The sequence below is a fragment of the Pseudomonas sp. N-1-13 genome, assembly GCF_057787095.1.
In genome coordinates, this window is sequence record NZ_JBYNRI010000001.1 from 3650913 (window position 1) to 3666830 (window position 15918).

The window sequence follows — 15918 nt, forward strand, 5'->3', positions numbered from 1 at the left end:
GGCAGCTGGGTTCAGCGGAAATCGCGGCTATGCACCTGGATACCCGCCAGCAACTCGGTCAGGTCGCTCAGGCGGCCAGCGATCAGGTGACGAACCTCACCGACACTTTCCCAACGCCCGTCGACCCTGAGCAATTGCGAACCCACCAACGCTTTGCGTTGGCGCTCGGCCAGATCGCGCCAGACCACCACGTTGAGGTTGCCAAACTCATCCTCCAGGGTGACAAAAGTCACGCCGCTGGCCGTACCTGGCCGTTGGCGGCCGGTGACCAGCCCGGCGACGCTGACGTTGCGGCCATGCTCCACATCCTGCAGCTCCCGCGAGCTGCGACAGCGCCGGGCGCGCAGTTCGGGGCGCAGCAAAGCCAGTGGATGGGGGCCCAGTGTCGTACCGACGCAGGCGTAATCGGCGAACAGATTCTCCCCCACCGTAGGTTTTGGCAGGTCCACGGGCGGTTCTTCCTGGCTGGGCAAACCGGCGAACAAGCCCAGCTGTTTCTGTACCCCGGCCACCTCCCAGCGAGCGCGATGACGATCACCGGCCAAGCCCCGCAAGGCACCGGCGTCGGCCAGTTGCGCCTGGGCCCGGGCATCGAGTTGCGCGCGCTCGCCAAGGTCGGCCACGTCACTGAAGGGCCGATGCCGGCGGGCCGTTTCGATGCGATGGGCATCCTCTTGGCGAAAGCCCTTGATCATGCGCAACCCCAGGCGAAGCGCCGGTTGTCGGCCTTCCATGGGTTCGAGGCTGCAATCCCAGTCACTGGCGCGCACGTCCACCGGGCGGATCTGCAACTGATGCCGGCGGGCATCCTGCAGAATCTGGTCCGGGCTGTAGAACCCCATGGGCCAGCTGTTGATCAGGGCACAGGCGAACGCCGCCGGTTCATGGCATTTGAGCCAACTGCTGGCGTAGGTCAGCAAGGCGAAGCTGGCGGCATGGGATTCGGGAAAACCGTAATTGCCGAACCCCTTGATCTGTTCAAAGATCTGCGCGGCGAATTCGGCGGTGTAGCCGTTTTTCGCCATCCCCGCCGCCAGGCGTTCCCGATGCGGTTCCAGGCCGCCGTGACGTTTCCAGGCAGCCATGGAACGACGCAGCTGGTCAGCTTCGCCGGGGCTGTAATCCGCGGCAACGATGGCGATCTGCATGACCTGCTCCTGAAACAGGGGCACGCCCAAGGTGCGCTTGAGCACTTCTTCCAACGCTTTGGAGGGGTAAGTCACCGCTTCTTCCTTGTTTTTACGCCGCAGATACGGGTGCACCATCCCGCCTTGGATCGGCCCCGGTCGCACGATGGCCACTTCAATAACCAGGTCATAAAAGGACTCGGGTTTGAGCCGAGGCAACATCGCCATCTGTGCGCGCGACTCGATCTGGAACACGCCAATGGTGTCGGCGCGGGTGATCATCTCGTAAGTGGCCGCGTCGTCCTTGGGCAACGTCGCCAAGGTGTAGTGCTGGCCGCGGTACTGCGCGATCAGATCAAAACAGCGACGAATTGCGCTGAGCATGCCCAAGGCCAGGATATCCACCTTGAGCAACCCGACCGCGTCCAGGTCGTCCTTGTCCCACTGGATGATGGTGCGCTCGGCCATAGCGGCGTTCTCCACCGGCACCAGAGTGTCCAGAGGCTGTTCGGAGATCACGAAGCCGCCAGGGTGCTGGGACAGATGCCGGGGAAAACCGATCAGTTGTTGGGTCAGGCTCAGGACCCGGCGCAACACCTGGCTGTCCGGGTCGAAGCCACCTTCGCGCAGGCGATCCACTGGCGGCGCCTCGTCACTCCAGCGCCCACAACAGTCGGCCAGCGCGTTGACCTGATCCGGCGGCAAGCCCAAGGCCTTGGCGACGTCCCGCACCGCGCCGGCACCGTGGTAGCTGCTGACCACCGCCGTCAATGCCGCACGATGGCGGCCATAGCGCTGGAACACGTACTGCAGCACTTCTTCGCGACGCTCGTGTTCAAAATCGACGTCGATGTCCGGCGGCTCGTTGCGCTCCCGGGACAGGAATCGCTCGAACAGCATGCTGGTCTGGCTCGGGTCGATTTCGGTGATACCCAAGGCGTAGCACACCGCCGAGTTGGCCGCCGAGCCGCGCCCCTGGCAAAGAATATGGCGGCTGCGGGCGAAGCTGACGATGTCCTGCACGGTGAGGAAATAGCTGTCGTAGCCCAGATCGGCGATCAGAGTCAGTTCTTTATCGATTTGTACCCGGACCTTGTCTTCCACACCCTTGGCCCATCGCTCGCGCATACCGCGTTCGGTCAATTCCCGCAGCCAGGACGCTGGATCATGCCCCTCAGGCACCAGTTCACGGGGGTATTGATAACGCAGTTGGCCAAGGTCGAACGTACAGCGCCGGGCGATGTTCAACGTTTCGTCGAGCAAGGCGCGCGGGTAGATTTCGGCCAGGGCCGGGAGACTGCGCAGGTGGCGCTCACCGTTGGGGTGCAAGCGCTGGCCGGCCTCGGCCACCGTGACGTGGTGCCGGATGGCGGTCATGGTGTCCTGCAGGGCGCGCCGGCCGCGCACATGCATGTGCACGTCTCCCGTGGCCACGGCCGGAAGGTCCAAACGCTCGGCCAGCGCCAGCAAGTCCGCCAGCCGACGCCGGTCGTCCTGCCCGCAATGCAACTGGACCGACAGCCACAAGCGCTCGGCGAATATCTTCCGCAACCAGCGCCCCTGCTCTTCGGAATCGTTGTCACCGGGCACCCACAACACCAGCAATCCCGGCAAGGGCTCGTCGAAGTCTTCCCGCACGATGCGATAGCGACCTTTCTCGCTGCGGCGGCGGGCGCGGGTGATCAGCCGGCACAAGGCTTGATAGCCTTGCAGATTCTCCACCAACAGCACCAGTTTCGGACCGTTCTCGATCTGGATCTCACTGCCGACGATCAAGTGCAGGTCCAGCTCCCTGGCAGCCTGCCAGGCTCGGACAATCCCGGCCAGGGTGCACTCATCGGTGATTGCCAGGGCCTTGTAACCTTGTTGTTGCGCACGACGGCACAGCTCCAGGGCGCTGGAGGCACCGCGCTGGAAACTGAAGTTCGACAGGCAATGCAGCTCGGCATATTCGATGTTCATGCGAACCAGCCCTGCAGCCACAGCGGGCCACCCTCGCCCACCGGTCGATAGGCCCAGCCCCGTTGGCCCGCGCGGGTTTCGATCAGATAGTAATCACGGCGCACGTCGGCGCCGTCCCACCAGCCGGACTCGATGCGCTCCGGGCCCATGAGGATTCGCGCCTGGCTCTCCTGCAAGGCCTGGGGTTCGTCCAGCAGCCAGCCGGGACGCCGGACGCCCTCGCGCACCGGACATGCCTGGGGCTGGCGCTGAGAGGTCATCTGCCAGGCACATTCAGGCCGATGGTCATCGCGAAACCCCAGGCCCTGCACTGCGTCGTCCCCCAACCGGGCCCGCAGCCGCTCGCGCAATTGCTCCCAAGGCAAGGACTGTTGAGGACGCTCGTCGAACAGCTCCAGGCGTTGGGGCACGAAACTGGGCAGGTCTTCAGCACACAAGCGAAAGCCACGTACCGGTGCCTCGACCTGCACCTGTTCCAGCCGACCACGAGCCAGTTCGAAAAGCATCGCAGGATCCCGCTCGGCGCTGAGCAAGCCGACCTTGATCAGCGTGTCCGGCAACCCGGCGTGTTCCAGGTGCAGGTCAAAGCGTTGCACGCCGCTGTCGCGACCGCATAGGAAAGCCGAGAGATCACCGGTCAACCGGCGCAACGGAAACAACAACGCCTGGTGGGATTGCACGTCGTAATTGAGCTCGATGCGCACATCGAAACGGTCCGGCGGCAGGTAAAACGACAGCGCCAGGGTGCGGCTGCCCGTCAGCGCGTCAAGATGCTTGAGCACCTGGGCCTCAAAACGCCGCGCCAGGGTGTGTCGGGGCAAGGCCTGGACCTGGCTCAACTGGCGCAGCCCCATGCGTGACAGTGCCGTGGCGACGTCGGGTTCCAGGCCGATACGCTCCACCGGCATCTGCCCCAGGCAGGCTTGCAGGGTTTCAATATCGGGCACCACCAGGGCGTCGTAGGCATTGGCCAACACCCGCGCCGCCACCGGGTTGGGGGCGGCGACAATGCGATGCCGGAATCCCAGTTGCGTCAGCTCGGCCCGCAGGCGCTTCTCGAACACCGGCCAGGGGCCGAACAGGCCCAGGCTCGACTCGATCTCGAACACCACCGTGCGCGGGTAATGCACGCTGACCTGGGAGCTGAAACGGTAGGCCCAGGCCGCCAGGAACTGTTGCCAGTGTTCGATCTGCGCCGCATCGTATTCGGCCGTGGCAAAGCCTTTGCTCAGGGCCTGGGCGGCCGTCATGGTCTGGCCGGGGCGCAAACCCAGGGCCCGTGCCGGGTCATTGACCGCTTGCAGGACCCGGCGCTGGGCCGGACCGGTCAACAGCGCCAAGGGCTCGTCGGGATCGGGACGCTGACGCAGCGCGGCGTCCAGCGCCAGTTGCGGGAAGAGTATGCAGACCCAGCGCATCGCAACCTCAATGCTCGGTCGGTGTGCTGAGCGTGGCGAAGGCAATCGGCGTCGAACGGGCCAGCCCGCCCCGGCACTTGAGCACTCGCAATTGCCCTGGCCGGCCATCGATGGCGATGCGCAGGGCCGCCGGCGAGGGGTTGATGGCTTCCTGAATCGAGCGCCAGGCGAACGCCAGGGTCTGGCCGGTTTCCGCCGCCACTTGCAAGCGGCGCAGGGCGCGATCATCAGCCTGGCGGGGCCAGCACAGCACCGCGCCACAACTGCCCGAACGCAGGCATTGTTCGGCGGCCCACAAGGCATCGCGCTCATCGGCCCGGATCACTGACAACTGGCGCAGGTCCACCCCAGCGTTCTGCCAGGCCTGCGGATAGGGCACGAATGGCGGCGCCACCAGCACGATCCGCTCCCCCGCCGCCGTCAGTCGCGCCAAGGTTGGCCAGACCAGTTGCAACTCGCCCACGCCCGGCGCGGCGACCAGCAGTTCCGTCAACGCCGCTTCCGGCCAGCCACCGCTGGGCAACGCCGCGTCCAGGGCCGCATGACCGGTGGGCTGCGGGCTGGCAGCCGGGGGCGCGGGCCGGCCCTTCCAGACCTGGCCACCGTTGAACAGCGTGTCCAGCGCAACGACAGCGCCCATCAGCCTTGCCTCAGCAAGCCACAGAACACGCCTTCGATGGCCAGGTCCTGGTCGGCTTCGACAATGATCGGCTGGTAGGCCGGGTTGCGCGGCAGCAAACGTATCCGCTCGCCGATTCGCTCGAAGCGCTTGATGGTGACTTCACCGTCCAGGCGCGCCACGACGATCTGGCCGTTGGAGGCCTGGGGCGTACGCTGCACGCCCACCAGGTCGCCGTCGAGAATGCCATCCTCGATCATCGAGTCCCCCTGGACCCGTAGCAGGTAATCCGGCGCCTTGGTGAACATCGCCGGGTCGAGCATCAGGCGACTGTGGACCTCGGCATCCGCACCGATCGGCAGGCCGGCGGCCACCCGCCCCAGCACCGGTACGTCCAGCAGCTCGGGACGCGGCGGCTGGTTCAGCAAGCGGATACCCCGGGCCTGATGCGGATTGACTTCGATGAAACCGGCTTCGGTCAACGCCAGCACATGCTTGCGCGCCACGCTGCGGGAGGCGAAACCGAACGCCTCGCTGATTTCAGCGAGGCTGGGGGGCTGGCCCTGCTCGGCGATGCGTTCGCGGATGAAGGTCAGGATGGCGGTACGGCGGGGGGTGAGAGTCGTCATGGAGTACATTTGTACTCTTGTCGGTTTTTTCTGACAAGCACCGCCAGTCAGTCAACCACAGGGAGCCGACCATTGACCGTCCCGGCTAAGCCGGTGTCGACCCCTCGGTCCGAAACGCGCTCGGGCTCATCCCGGTCCAGCGCCGGAACGCCCGGCGGAAACTGCGCACATCGCTGTAGCCGACCTCTTCGGTGATGCGCTCGATGGACCAGTCGGGGTTGGCCAGCAGGTTCAGGGTCCGGCCACGACGCACCTGTTCCAGCAAGGCTTCGAAGGTCAGGTTGTGCTCGGTCAAGCGTCGGCGCAGGGTGCGGCTGCTCATGTTGAGGTCGCTGGCGATTTTCTCGATGTGGCTGCCACGGGTCAGGTCCCGGGCAATCGCCCGCTCCACCGCCTGGATCAGATCGATCTTGCGATGGACCTCAGTGGCCTCCTGTTCCAGCAAGGCCAGGGCCTGACGCAAGGCCAGCGGATGATGGTTGGGCAGGCGTACGCCGAGCCAACAGGCATCGATCAGCATGCGATTGTGACGACAACCGAAACGCACATCCGGCCCCAGGACCCGATGGTATTCCTGGGCATAAGACGGCGCAGCGTGCATGAACTCCACGGCCTGGGGCCTGAAGTCAGGACCTGCCAACGCCCTGCCGTACACCATCAGGCTGGCGAAAAACTCTTCGACCGCAAAAACCTGGACCTCGGCAAAAGGCAGGCGGCAAGTCGCCTCCACCATGATCCGGTCACTGGCCTCTTCAACACTCGATACTGCGATGCCGCCGGTGGTGTGTTGATACCGAATCCCCAGGGCAAAGGCATCGCGCAGGGTTTCGCACAGCGACAACACGTGGCCCAGCAGGCCCAGGGTACCCAATACATTGCGATCGCCAACCCACAAGCCCAGGCCCCGATCAGGCAACAGCTTGAGCGCCCGCTGGATCATGACCACGGCCTGGCGATAGGAAATCCGCTGGGCAGGATCCTGCAGATCGTCGAGCCCGAAACCAAGGCCGCGACACAGGCTGGCGGCATCGAAACCCTGGTCTGCCACCACGTCGGCCAAGGTTTGCAAAAGAAACGGCGACACCAGCGCCAGTTCATAGGTCGGGTCGATGACTTTCATCTGCATGGGCGGGTTCCGGGGTACGTTAGGCGGCGTCTTTGTAACCGGTTGTTTCATAAACGTTAGCATGACCCAGCGTATAGAGGGGCACAAAAATCTGGCCGCCCATGTCCCCTGTGTGGCCGCCAATACCCTGCCCTGTCGGCGGCGAACGGCTTATTTGTATGGCTCGGACCTTTGGTGCATTTCCAACAATAATAATGAGCCCCCGCATGAACCCGACCCGCACGACATTCGCCTTGCAACTGACCCTCGGCCTGGCCTGTGCCCTGCCGGCCCTGGCCACCGAAACCGGAGTCGATAACATCGGCACCGGCACCGACGGTTTCTTCGTGTTGCCGCTGGACGTCGACAACCTTCCTGACCACATGTTTGCGTTCAACCTCTACTACAACCATTACAAGGCCAGGAAATTCAACATCAGTTCGTTGGGCGGCGAAGTCCCGGATGTCGAAATCGAATCCACGGCGGTGGTCCCCCGGATCGATTATCTGAGCCCTTTGCGGGTGGCCGGTGGACGCCTGGGTATCTACGTTGGCCAGCCCTGGATCAAACAGGAAATCTCGGTGTTCGGCCTGCAGGACACTCGCGAAGGCATGGGCGATACCACCATTTCGCCCATCGTGCTGTGGGACATGGGCAAAAACCTGACCCTGGCCGCCGCACTGGAAATCACCGTGCCGACCGGCGAATACAGCACCGACCGCCTGGCCAACACCAGCACCAATTTCTACACCTACAAGCCGCTGTTTTCCTTCACCTGGTTGCCCACGGAAAACACCGAGGTGTCGATGAAAAGCACTTACAGTTTCAATCGCGAGAACAAGGACACCGACTACCGCTCAGGGCAGATTTTTCACTTCGATTACTCCGCCAGTTACCGGCTGACGGACAACGTGATGCTGGGGCTCAACGGTTACTACCTCAAGCAGACCACCGACGACAAACAATACGGCCGCACCGTGCAGTTCGCCGGTCAGGACGTGGATGACGGCGTGCGCGGCCAGGTGTTCGCCATCGGTCCGGCGCTGCACCTGACCTTTCTCAAATACGCCAGCGCCGAGATCCGCTGGGCCAAGGAGTTCAACGTAGAGAACCGCCCCGAAGGCGAAATGCTCTGGGCCAAGATCAGTATTCCGTTTGCGTTGTGAACGCTCTATTCGATTCCGGCAGGCTCACCAGCAATTCCTTGTGGGAGCGAGCCTGCTCGCGATAGCCGTGGATCAGCCTGCATTGATGCTGAATGTACCGCCGTCATCGCGAGCAGGCTCGCTCCCACAAGATCCGTGGTCAGCTATAGACCGGCCACATCTCGACTATCCGCCCTCCGCGCACGGCCAGCAGATCACCGAACTGCAACAGCACCGACTCGCTCTGGGTCGGTCGCAGGAACACCTGGTCCTCCACCGCCAGCCCCACCGTTTCAGAACCGTTGACCATTTCCTGATTGGAGCTGCGACCGTAGAGGTCGTTGTGCTTCAAGCCCGGGGGTGATTCGAGATCGGCCATCCAGTTGCCGCCGTAGATGAAAAAAGTCTCGCGCTGGTTCACGTCCCACCAGGAAAAAATCCGCGACTTGTCGTCCAGCGCGGGGATGTTGACCGGGCCGGTGCGCTTCAAGACCGGCGTGGCGATGTAGGCGGCCGGTACGTGCTCGTTCAACGATGGCAGGTCGTAGTGGCTGGGTTTAAGCATGGCCGTGCCCACCGAGACTTCACTGCTCAGTTTCTCCCGTTCGTGCAAGCGATAGCTGGGGCTGCCGGCGGTGTTGAGGGTCAGGCCAGGATGCCAGAGATCGGGGTAGCGCAGACGTACGAAATCCACCCGTGCGGTGTAGATCGCCATGACCTGCGCCAGCAGCTCCTGAGGGGTTGCCAGCAGCTCGGGCACGCCCATGCCCACGAACGGGTCGTAGCCCATGAACCCGGTGAATTCCAAGTGCGTCGGGTTCGCCCGGATCAGCTTGAGCATCGCCTCCAGCGTGGCATCGTCGGCTACCCCGCCCCGGTGCAGGCCTACATCCAGTTCGATATTGATCCGCAAGCGAATGCCAAGCCCCTGGGCCAGGGCCCGGTATTGCTCAAGCCGTTCAGGCGTGTCCAGCAGCCACTGCAACTGGCGTGACGGATCGAAGGGGCCTTTGTGAAGCTCATAGAACAACGCGGCGCTGCGCACTGGGAGAGGTTTGCCCAGCAAAATATCAGCCGTGGGAAACTGCAACGCATCGTGGTTGAGAAACGGTTGGTGGAACGACATCAACCGTCGAGTCTCGGCTCGCTGGCCAATGTAGTTCAACAGCCCCGGCGATGGCAGGGACTTCTCCACCAAGCGCAGCTGTTTGCCGGCGCGCCGGACCGAGGCCATTACCACGTCGATGTTGTGATCGAGTCGGTCCAGGTCAATCAGCATCACCGGTCGCATGGGACCGTGGGCCTTGAGTTCCCGGTTCAACTGGCGGAAATAATCGCTGTACGGCCCGCCCTGGTCCCGCGGTCGCAGCCAGGCACCGACGCCGGTCAGCAACAGTCCGGCGCCCACCGTCCCAGCCAGGAACCCTCGACGATTGAAACCCATCAGCTCGCTCCCAGAATCGTTGAAAGATGCCCGTTGAGGAATTTTCCGCCAGGGTCCAGGGCCTGGCGCACCTGGGCAAACTCATTCCAGCGTGGGTAGAGCGCCTGGAGCGTCCTGGCGTTCAAGGAATGCAGTTTTCCCCAATGCGGGCGCCCCTGGTATTTCCAGAAGACCGGCTCGATGGCGGCGAAGAAATTGTGATGGTCCATCTGGTAATGCTGGTGCACGGAGATCGAGCAACTGTCGCGGCCTTCGAACATGCTCAGGGCGATGTCATCGGCCTTCACGTAGCGGTATTCGATGGGAAACCAGGTGCGCAGGTCTTTGTCGCGGATCAGCTTGAGGATTTCCCGCAGGCACGCCGGACCGTGTTCAGCTGGCACCGAATATTCCATCTCGTTGAAGCGCACGGTGCGCGCATTGGCGTAGATGTCGTGGGAATCGCCAACCCGATCCTCGAAGTCGGCCACCAGTCGCAGGCTGTTGAGCAACGTGCGCCGGATCGTCGGAAAGTCGCTGCCATACTTGTCGAGCTTTTCGATCAGGGTGACGAATTCGTTGCCACCCTCCTCCTCGGGGCTCACCGGTGCAGTGGCCGGATCGGTGGTTTCGTTCAAGGCAATCGACAACGCATAGTCGGAATGGGTGACCACCTGCATTTCCCAATGCTGGTTGTCCCGAGTGTTGGTGTCCAGGTCCTCGAGCAACTCTTCGGTTTTCGCCACCCACTGGCGCTCGCGCAGCCGATAAGCAGGACGGTTCTGCAAACGCACACGGGTCACCAGCCCCAGCGCACCCAGTGACACCCGCCCGGCCTTGAACACTTCGGGATGGCGGTTGGCATTGCAATCAAGCACCTCGCCGCCGGCCGTCACCAGTTGCAGCCCGACCACCTGCGCCGAATACGAACCGAACGCCTTGCCGGTGCCGTGGGTCGAGGTGGCGATGGCCCCGGCCAGGGTCTGGTAATCCACGTCGGCCATGTTCGGTAGCGCCTGACCGATGGCCTTGAGCGCTGGGCCCATGCGCGACATGGGCGTACCGCCACCGAACTCGGCCTGCAGACTGGCGACGTCGTGATCCAGCAGACCGCTGAAAAAACTCAGCGACAGCAAAGTCCCGTCCGTGGGCACCAGGGCGCTGAAGGAATGGCCTGAACCCACCGGACGAATCCGCCCTTCGGCGCGGGCCACGATTTGCACCAGTTCATCCAGATTCTTGGGAGCCAGACGCACTGCCGGCAGGCAACTTTGCGCACCGGACCAATTGCGCCACGGAATCAGTCGCGGGGCGCGCATCAACTCGGCCAGGGCGCCCTGGCTGCCCAGCGCCGTGAAGGCCGCGACAGCGGCGGCCCGTTGCAGCCACTGGCGCCGTGAATAGTCCATCGTCATGCCGTCGTTCCCCTGTTGGTCATTGCAATGGCTGGCCGGACATGAAGCCGATCAGGGCCAGGAACTGCTCTTCGGAACAGTGCATACACAGACCCATCGGCGGCATGCCGTTGTAGCCGTTGATCGTGTGATCAAGCAGGGTGTCGCTGCCCTGGGCCACTCGCGGCGCCCAGGCGTTGGCGTCGCCGGTCAGGGGCGCTCCGGCGCCGGGGTTGGCGTGGCAGAGCTTGCAACTGCTGTCGTAGATTTGTGCCAGCGCTCCGTCGGCGGGCACACTCGTTAAGGCCCTGGGCGGGCTCGTTTTGGCCTCTTCGCCGCAACCGGCGAGCAATACGCCAAGCGAAAGAATCGCCGCAGCGTGAGTCCAGGCTGAAGACGTTGGTACCGACATGGGGCCCCTCTTGGTGGCGCAATGAGCACGCCTTTATTGTGTTGGGTCAGACAGACTCACACTAAGGCACGCCCGCGCGTTGGCTTGAGGTCATTGGGGGCCATAAAAGGGGACTTGCGCGGCCAGCGCTGGATGATCGATGGCCAGGGACATTGGCGATCAGGGCAGCAGCAGCCCCTGCTCGCGCTCGCACAACTGCACCACATAATCCCAGAGCACCCGCAGGCGCACGGATTTGTGCAGTTCGCGGCGGGTGCTGATCCAGTAGCTGCGGCGGATGGTTTCATCGGGCAGTAAAGGGACCAGGGCCGGGTCGCTGCTGGCCATGTAGCAAGGCAGTACGGCAATCCCCAATCCCGAGCGTGCAGCCTGTTGCTGGGCGATGACGCTGGTGCTGTGGAACACCACCCGAGGGTTGCGGCAAAAGCTGTTGAGAAACATCAGTTCCTGGCTGAACAGCAGGTCGTCGACATACCCGATCCAGGCATGGCGGGCCAGGTCTTCGCGACTGCGCAACGGTGGCGAGCGGTCCAGGTAGGCCTGGCTGGCGTAGAGCGCCAGACTGTAGTCGGTGAGCTTGCGGGTCACCAGCAGGTCGGCCACCGGGCGTTCGAGGTGAATGCTGATTTCCACTTCGCGGTTGAGGATGCTGACAAAACGCGGCACCGCCACCAACTCCACCTCCAGCCCCGGATAGCGCTGGAACAGACCGTCCATGCGGCTGGCTAAAAACATGATGCCCAGCCCTTCCGTCACCCCCACGCGGATCTTGCCCAAGGGCGCGCTGGACTGGGTGATGTCCTCCTGAGCCAGTAGCGCCACGTTTTCCATGGCTTCGGCGTGCTTGAGCAACGATTCGCCCGCAGGGGTCAGTTCATAGCCCTGGGCATGCTGGACAAACAACGCAGTGCCCAGGCTTTTCTCGATGGCTTCGATGTGCCGGGCCACAGTGGCATGGGTGGTGTTCAGGCGTCGTGCGGCGGTGAGCAAACGGCCGCTGCGTTGCAGTTCCAGAAAGTAGCGCAGGTCATTCCAGTCGAACATGGGCCATCCTTGAACACGCCTGAAGGCAGGACTGTTTAAAAACGCACAGCAGTTGCGCAAAAACTAACATTCTTTTGACGAAACCTAACAACTAGGATGCATCCCACAAGAACAAAAATGAGGTCGCGAATGCAACCTGTCGTCGATGAATACGATTACGTGATCGTGGGCGCCGGCCCTGCCGGATGCCTGCTGGCCAACCGGCTTAGCGCCAACGCGCAGCACCGGGTGTTGTTGCTTGAAGCGGGCGGGCGCGACAACTATCCGTGGATTCACATCCCGGTCGGCTACCTGTTCTGCATCGGCAACCCGCGCACCGACTGGTGCTTCAAGACCGAGGCGCAAGCGGGTTTGCAAGGGCGCGCACTGAGTTACCCACGGGGCAAGGTGCTGGGTGGCTGCTCCTCCATCAACGGCATGATCTACATGCGCGGCCAGGCCGCGGATTACGACAGCTGGGCCGCCGAGGGCAACCCTGGCTGGGCCTGGAAAGACGTGCTGCCGTTGTTCAGACAGAGCGAAAACCACTTTGCCGGAGACTCCGAGCTCCATGGCGCCGCCGGGGAATGGCGGGTCGAACGCCAGCGCCTGTCATGGCCGATTCTCGATGCGTTTCGCACCGCCGCCGAGCAGAGCGGTATCCCCAGCGTGGACGACTTCAACGGCGGCGACAACGAAGGCTGCGGCTATTTCCAGGTCAACCAGAAAGCCGGGGTGCGCTGGAACGCGGCCAAGGCCTTCCTCAAACCGGTTCGCCAGCGCCCCAACCTCACGGTAATGACCGATGTCGAAGTCGACCGCGTGCTGTTGCGTGACAACCGGGCCCACGCCGTCAGCGCCCGTTGGCAAGGCAAAAGCATGACGTTCAAGGCGCGCAAGGAAATCGTGCTGTGCGCCGGCGCCGTCGGCTCGCCGGGTATTTTGCAGCGCTCGGGAATCGGTCCGCGCAACCTGTTGCAACGCCTGGGCATTGGCGTGGTTCATGAGCTGCCCGGCGTGGGCGGCAACTTGCAGGACCACTTGCAACTGCGGCTGATCTACCAGTTGGAAAACGCCCGTACCCTGAACCAGATCGCCGGCACTTTATGGGGCAAGATGGGCATGGGGCTGCGCTACCTCTATGATCGCAGCGGCCCGCTGTCCATGGCCCCCAGCCAACTCGGCGCGTTCGCCCGCTCGGGGCCGGAACAGACCTCGGCCAACCTCGAATACCACGTACAGCCCTTGTCGCTGGAACGCTTTGGCGAACCACTGCACAGTTTCCCGGCGTTCACTGCGTCGGTCTGTGACCTGCGTCCGCAAAGCCGCGGCCGGGTGGACATTCGCTCGGCCGACCCGCACGAGGCACCGCTGATCCAGCCCAACTACCTGAGCCATCCCGAAGACTTGCGGGTCGCCGCCGACGCCATCCGCCTGACCCGACGCATCGTCGCCGCCCCGGCGTTGAGCGCCTTCAAGCCGGTGGAATACCTGCCGGGACCAAGCCTGCAAACCGAGGAAGAACTGCACCAGGCCGCCGCCCGTATAGGCACGACGATTTTCCACCCGGTGGGCACCTGCCGCATGGGCCAGGACCGCGACGCGGTGGTGGATGCGCAACTGCGGGTTCACGGCATCAACGGCCTGCGCATCGCCGACGCCTCGATCATGCCGCGCATCACCTCGGGCAACACCTGCTCGCCCACGCTGATGATTGCCGAGAAGGCGGCGCAGATGATCCTCGAGGCGGACATCCGCAGCACCACGCCCCAAAAGGAACCTGCCACGGTCTGAAGAACAACAGAATCCCCCTGTGGGAGCGAGCCTGCTCGCGAAGGCGGTGTATCAGCTCACGATGATGTCGACCGGCATACCGCTTTCGCGAGCAGGCTCGCTCCCACAAGGAGAACCCTTTGAATTCAAGGTATGCAGCAAAACAGGAGACGCTGTACCGGCGTCGACAGTGGAACAACAAAAACAATCACTGTGAGGGATACCCAAATGTCTGAACATGTTCAGTCCCTGGAAGCCACGCGTAGCGCCGGCACCAGCCAGGAAACCCAGAAAGTCATCTTCGCCTCGTCCTTGGGGACGGTGTTCGAGTGGTATGACTTTTTCCTCTATGGCGCCCTGGCGGCGGTGATCAGCAAGCAGTTCTTTGCCGGGGTCAACGACACCACGGCATTCATCTTCGCCCTGATGGCATTCGCCGCCGGTTTCATCGTGCGGCCTTTCGGCGCACTGGTGTTCGGACGGCTGGGAGACATGATCGGACGCAAATACACCTTCCTGGCCACCATCGTACTCATGGGCCTGGCGACGTTCTGCGTCGGCCTGTTGCCCAACTACGCCAGCATCGGCATTGCCGCGCCCATCATCCTCGTGGTGCTGCGCATGCTCCAGGGCCTGGCCTTGGGCGGTGAGTACGGCGGTGCTGCCACCTACGTCGCCGAACACGCGCCGATGGGCAAGCGCGGTTTCCACACCAGCTGGATTCAGTCCACCGCCACCCTCGGGCTGCTGCTTTCGCTGCTGGTGGTACTGGGCTGTCGTTATTTCACGGGCGATCAGTTCGAAGTCTGGGGCTGGCGCATTCCGTTTCTGCTGTCGATCGTGTTGCTGGGCATCTCCACCTGGATCCGCCTGAGCCTGCATGAATCGCCGTCCTTCTTGAAAATGAAAGAAGAAGGCAAGTGCTGCAAGGCGCCGATCCGCGAATCCTTTGGTAAGTGGGAAAATCTCAAGGTGGTGCTGATCGCGCTGTTCAGCATCAACGCCGGGCAAGCGGTGACCTTCTATGCCGCGCAGTTCTATGTGCTGTTTTTCCTCACCCAGTTCCTGAAGATGGATCCGGCCCTGGCCAACAGCCTGCTGATCGTCAGCGTGGTCATCGGCGCACCGTTCTTCATCTTTTTTGGCTGGCTGTCGGACAAGGTCGGGCGCAAACCGGTACTGATGATTGGCCTGTTGCTGGCGACGGCGTTGTACTTTCCGATCTTCAAGACACTGGCCCACTACGCCAACCCGGCCATTGACCTGGCGAGCCGTCAGGCGCCGATCACCGTGATCGCCGATCCGGCCACGTGCACCTTCCAGTTCGACCCGGTGGGCAAGGCCCGTTTCGATAGCCCATGCGACAAGGTCAAGACCTTCCTGGTCAAGCAAGGCCTGCCCTACAGCAGTGTCGCGGCGCCGGCCGGCAGTGATGTGCAGGTCAGCGTCGGAGATGTGAAGCTTGAAGGCTACGACGAAGCCGCCCTGCGCGGCGCGGTGACCCTGGCGGGCTACCCACAACAGGCCGATGCCCAGCAGATCAACCGGCCGATGATCGTGGCACTGATCGTGGCGCTGATCATCATTTCAGCCATGTGCTACGGCCCACTGGCGGCGCTGATGGTCGAACTGTTTCCCACTCGGATCCGCTACACCTCCATGTCCCTGCCCTACCACATCGGCAACGGCTGGTTCGGCGGTTTCCTGCCCACCGTGTCGTTTGCCCTGGTGGTCTACACCGGGGACATTTTCTACGGGCTGTGGTACCCGGTGATGATCACCGGGGTGAGCCTGGTGGTGGGCATGATTTGCCTGCGGGAAACCCGGAACGTGGACCTGGATAAAAACTGAGGGCAAACCGTGGCGAGGGCGTTTGTTCCCTCGCCAG

The 15918-nt window shown here is 63.1% G+C and carries 12 protein-coding genes; 3 read left to right on the forward strand and 9 right to left on the reverse strand.

Going from position 1 to position 15918, the window contains the following annotated elements:
- Positions 1 to 11 precede the first annotated feature (11 nt).
- The 5 genes from AC3I65_RS16325 to AC3I65_RS16345 all read right to left on the reverse strand — a co-directional run bounded on the left by AC3I65_RS16325 (position 12) and on the right by AC3I65_RS16345 (position 6881).
- Entirely contained in the window at positions 12 to 3110 is a 3099-nt protein-coding gene (locus AC3I65_RS16325; RefSeq protein WP_488524002.1) for an error-prone DNA polymerase, read from the reverse strand.
- Positions 3086 to 4507 (reverse strand): Y-family DNA polymerase, encoded by a 1422-nt coding sequence (locus tag AC3I65_RS16330; protein ID WP_047227810.1) that lies wholly within the window; start codon positions 4505 to 4507, stop codon positions 3086 to 3088. Before AC3I65_RS16330 ends, AC3I65_RS16325 begins: the two co-directional genes overlap by 25 nt.
- A gap of 7 nt (positions 4508 to 4514) precedes the next feature.
- A complete protein-coding gene (gene imuA, locus AC3I65_RS16335) occupies positions 4515 to 5147 on the reverse strand; it encodes a translesion DNA synthesis-associated protein ImuA (RefSeq protein ID WP_047227809.1) in 633 nt (210 codons plus the stop codon).
- Positions 5147 to 5764, reverse strand: a complete 618-nt coding sequence (lexA, locus tag AC3I65_RS16340; protein WP_047227808.1) for a transcriptional repressor LexA — start codon at positions 5762 to 5764, stop codon at positions 5147 to 5149. Before lexA ends, imuA begins: the two co-directional genes overlap by 1 nt.
- Positions 5765 to 5840: 76 nt before the next feature.
- Positions 5841 to 6881, reverse strand: a complete 1041-nt coding sequence (locus tag AC3I65_RS16345) for an AraC family transcriptional regulator (RefSeq protein ID WP_139049646.1) — start codon at positions 6879 to 6881, stop codon at positions 5841 to 5843.
- A 206-nt stretch (positions 6882 to 7087) separates the two neighbouring features.
- Between AC3I65_RS16345 and AC3I65_RS16350 the strand changes: the two genes are divergently transcribed.
- Entirely contained in the window at positions 7088 to 8026 is a 939-nt protein-coding gene (locus AC3I65_RS16350) for a SphA family protein (protein ID WP_047227806.1), read from the forward strand.
- Positions 8027 to 8165: 139 nt separating this feature from the next.
- Here the strand turns inward: AC3I65_RS16350 and AC3I65_RS16355 are convergent, their stop codons facing one another.
- From AC3I65_RS16355 to AC3I65_RS16370, 4 genes are all read right to left on the reverse strand, one after another.
- Entirely contained in the window at positions 8166 to 9374 is a 1209-nt protein-coding gene (locus tag AC3I65_RS16355) for a DSD1 family PLP-dependent enzyme (protein WP_488524320.1), read from the reverse strand.
- A 74-nt stretch (positions 9375 to 9448) separates the two neighbouring features.
- Positions 9449 to 10747: a D-arabinono-1,4-lactone oxidase gene (locus AC3I65_RS16360; protein ID WP_488524321.1), complete on the reverse strand. Its 1299-nt coding sequence runs from the start codon at positions 10745 to 10747 to the stop codon at positions 9449 to 9451.
- A 115-nt stretch (positions 10748 to 10862) separates the two neighbouring features.
- The gene (locus AC3I65_RS16365; RefSeq protein WP_047227803.1) at positions 10863 to 11234 is read right to left on the reverse strand and encodes a c-type cytochrome; all 372 of its coding nucleotides are present in this window, start codon (positions 11232 to 11234) and stop codon (positions 10863 to 10865) included.
- Positions 11235 to 11393: 159 nt separating this feature from the next.
- Positions 11394 to 12278: a LysR family transcriptional regulator gene (locus AC3I65_RS16370; RefSeq protein WP_305466257.1), complete on the reverse strand. Its 885-nt coding sequence runs from the start codon at positions 12276 to 12278 to the stop codon at positions 11394 to 11396.
- A 129-nt stretch (positions 12279 to 12407) separates the two neighbouring features.
- Here AC3I65_RS16370 and AC3I65_RS16375 point away from each other — a divergent pair, with 129 nt between their 5' ends.
- Both AC3I65_RS16375 and AC3I65_RS16380 read left to right on the forward strand, forming a co-directional pair.
- A complete protein-coding gene (locus AC3I65_RS16375; protein ID WP_316911930.1) occupies positions 12408 to 14051 on the forward strand; it encodes a GMC family oxidoreductase in 1644 nt (547 codons plus the stop codon).
- A 207-nt stretch (positions 14052 to 14258) separates the two neighbouring features.
- Positions 14259 to 15881 (forward strand): MFS transporter, encoded by a 1623-nt coding sequence (locus AC3I65_RS16380; RefSeq protein ID WP_047227800.1) that lies wholly within the window; start codon positions 14259 to 14261, stop codon positions 15879 to 15881.
- Positions 15882 to 15918 lie beyond the last annotated feature (37 nt).

Bases quoted from the DNA above. Each gene is read 5' to 3' on its own strand.
- AC3I65_RS16365 (WP_047227803.1), bottom strand. From the start codon at position 11,234: ATGTCGGTACCAACGTCTTCAGCCTGGACTCACGCTGCGGCGATTCTT.
- lexA (WP_047227808.1), bottom strand. From the start codon at position 5,764: ATGTACTCCATGACGACTCTCACCCCCCGCCGTACCGCCATCCTGACC.
- AC3I65_RS16370 (WP_305466257.1), bottom strand. From the start codon at position 12,278: ATGTTCGACTGGAATGACCTGCGCTACTTTCTGGAACTGCAACGCAGC.
- AC3I65_RS16380 (WP_047227800.1), top strand. From the start codon at position 14,259: ATGTCTGAACATGTTCAGTCCCTGGAAGCCACGCGTAGCGCCGGCACC.
- AC3I65_RS16330 (WP_047227810.1), bottom strand. From the start codon at position 4,507: ATGCGCTGGGTCTGCATACTCTTCCCGCAACTGGCGCTGGACGCCGCG.
- AC3I65_RS16375 (WP_316911930.1), top strand. From the start codon at position 12,408: ATGCAACCTGTCGTCGATGAATACGATTACGTGATCGTGGGCGCCGGC.
- AC3I65_RS16345 (WP_139049646.1), bottom strand. From the start codon at position 6,881: ATGCAGATGAAAGTCATCGACCCGACCTATGAACTGGCGCTGGTGTCG.
- AC3I65_RS16350 (WP_047227806.1), top strand. From the start codon at position 7,088: ATGAACCCGACCCGCACGACATTCGCCTTGCAACTGACCCTCGGCCTG.
- AC3I65_RS16360 (WP_488524321.1), bottom strand. From the start codon at position 10,747: ATGCGCGCCCCGCGACTGATTCCGTGGCGCAATTGGTCCGGTGCGCAA.
- imuA (WP_047227809.1), bottom strand. From the start codon at position 5,147: ATGGGCGCTGTCGTTGCGCTGGACACGCTGTTCAACGGTGGCCAGGTC.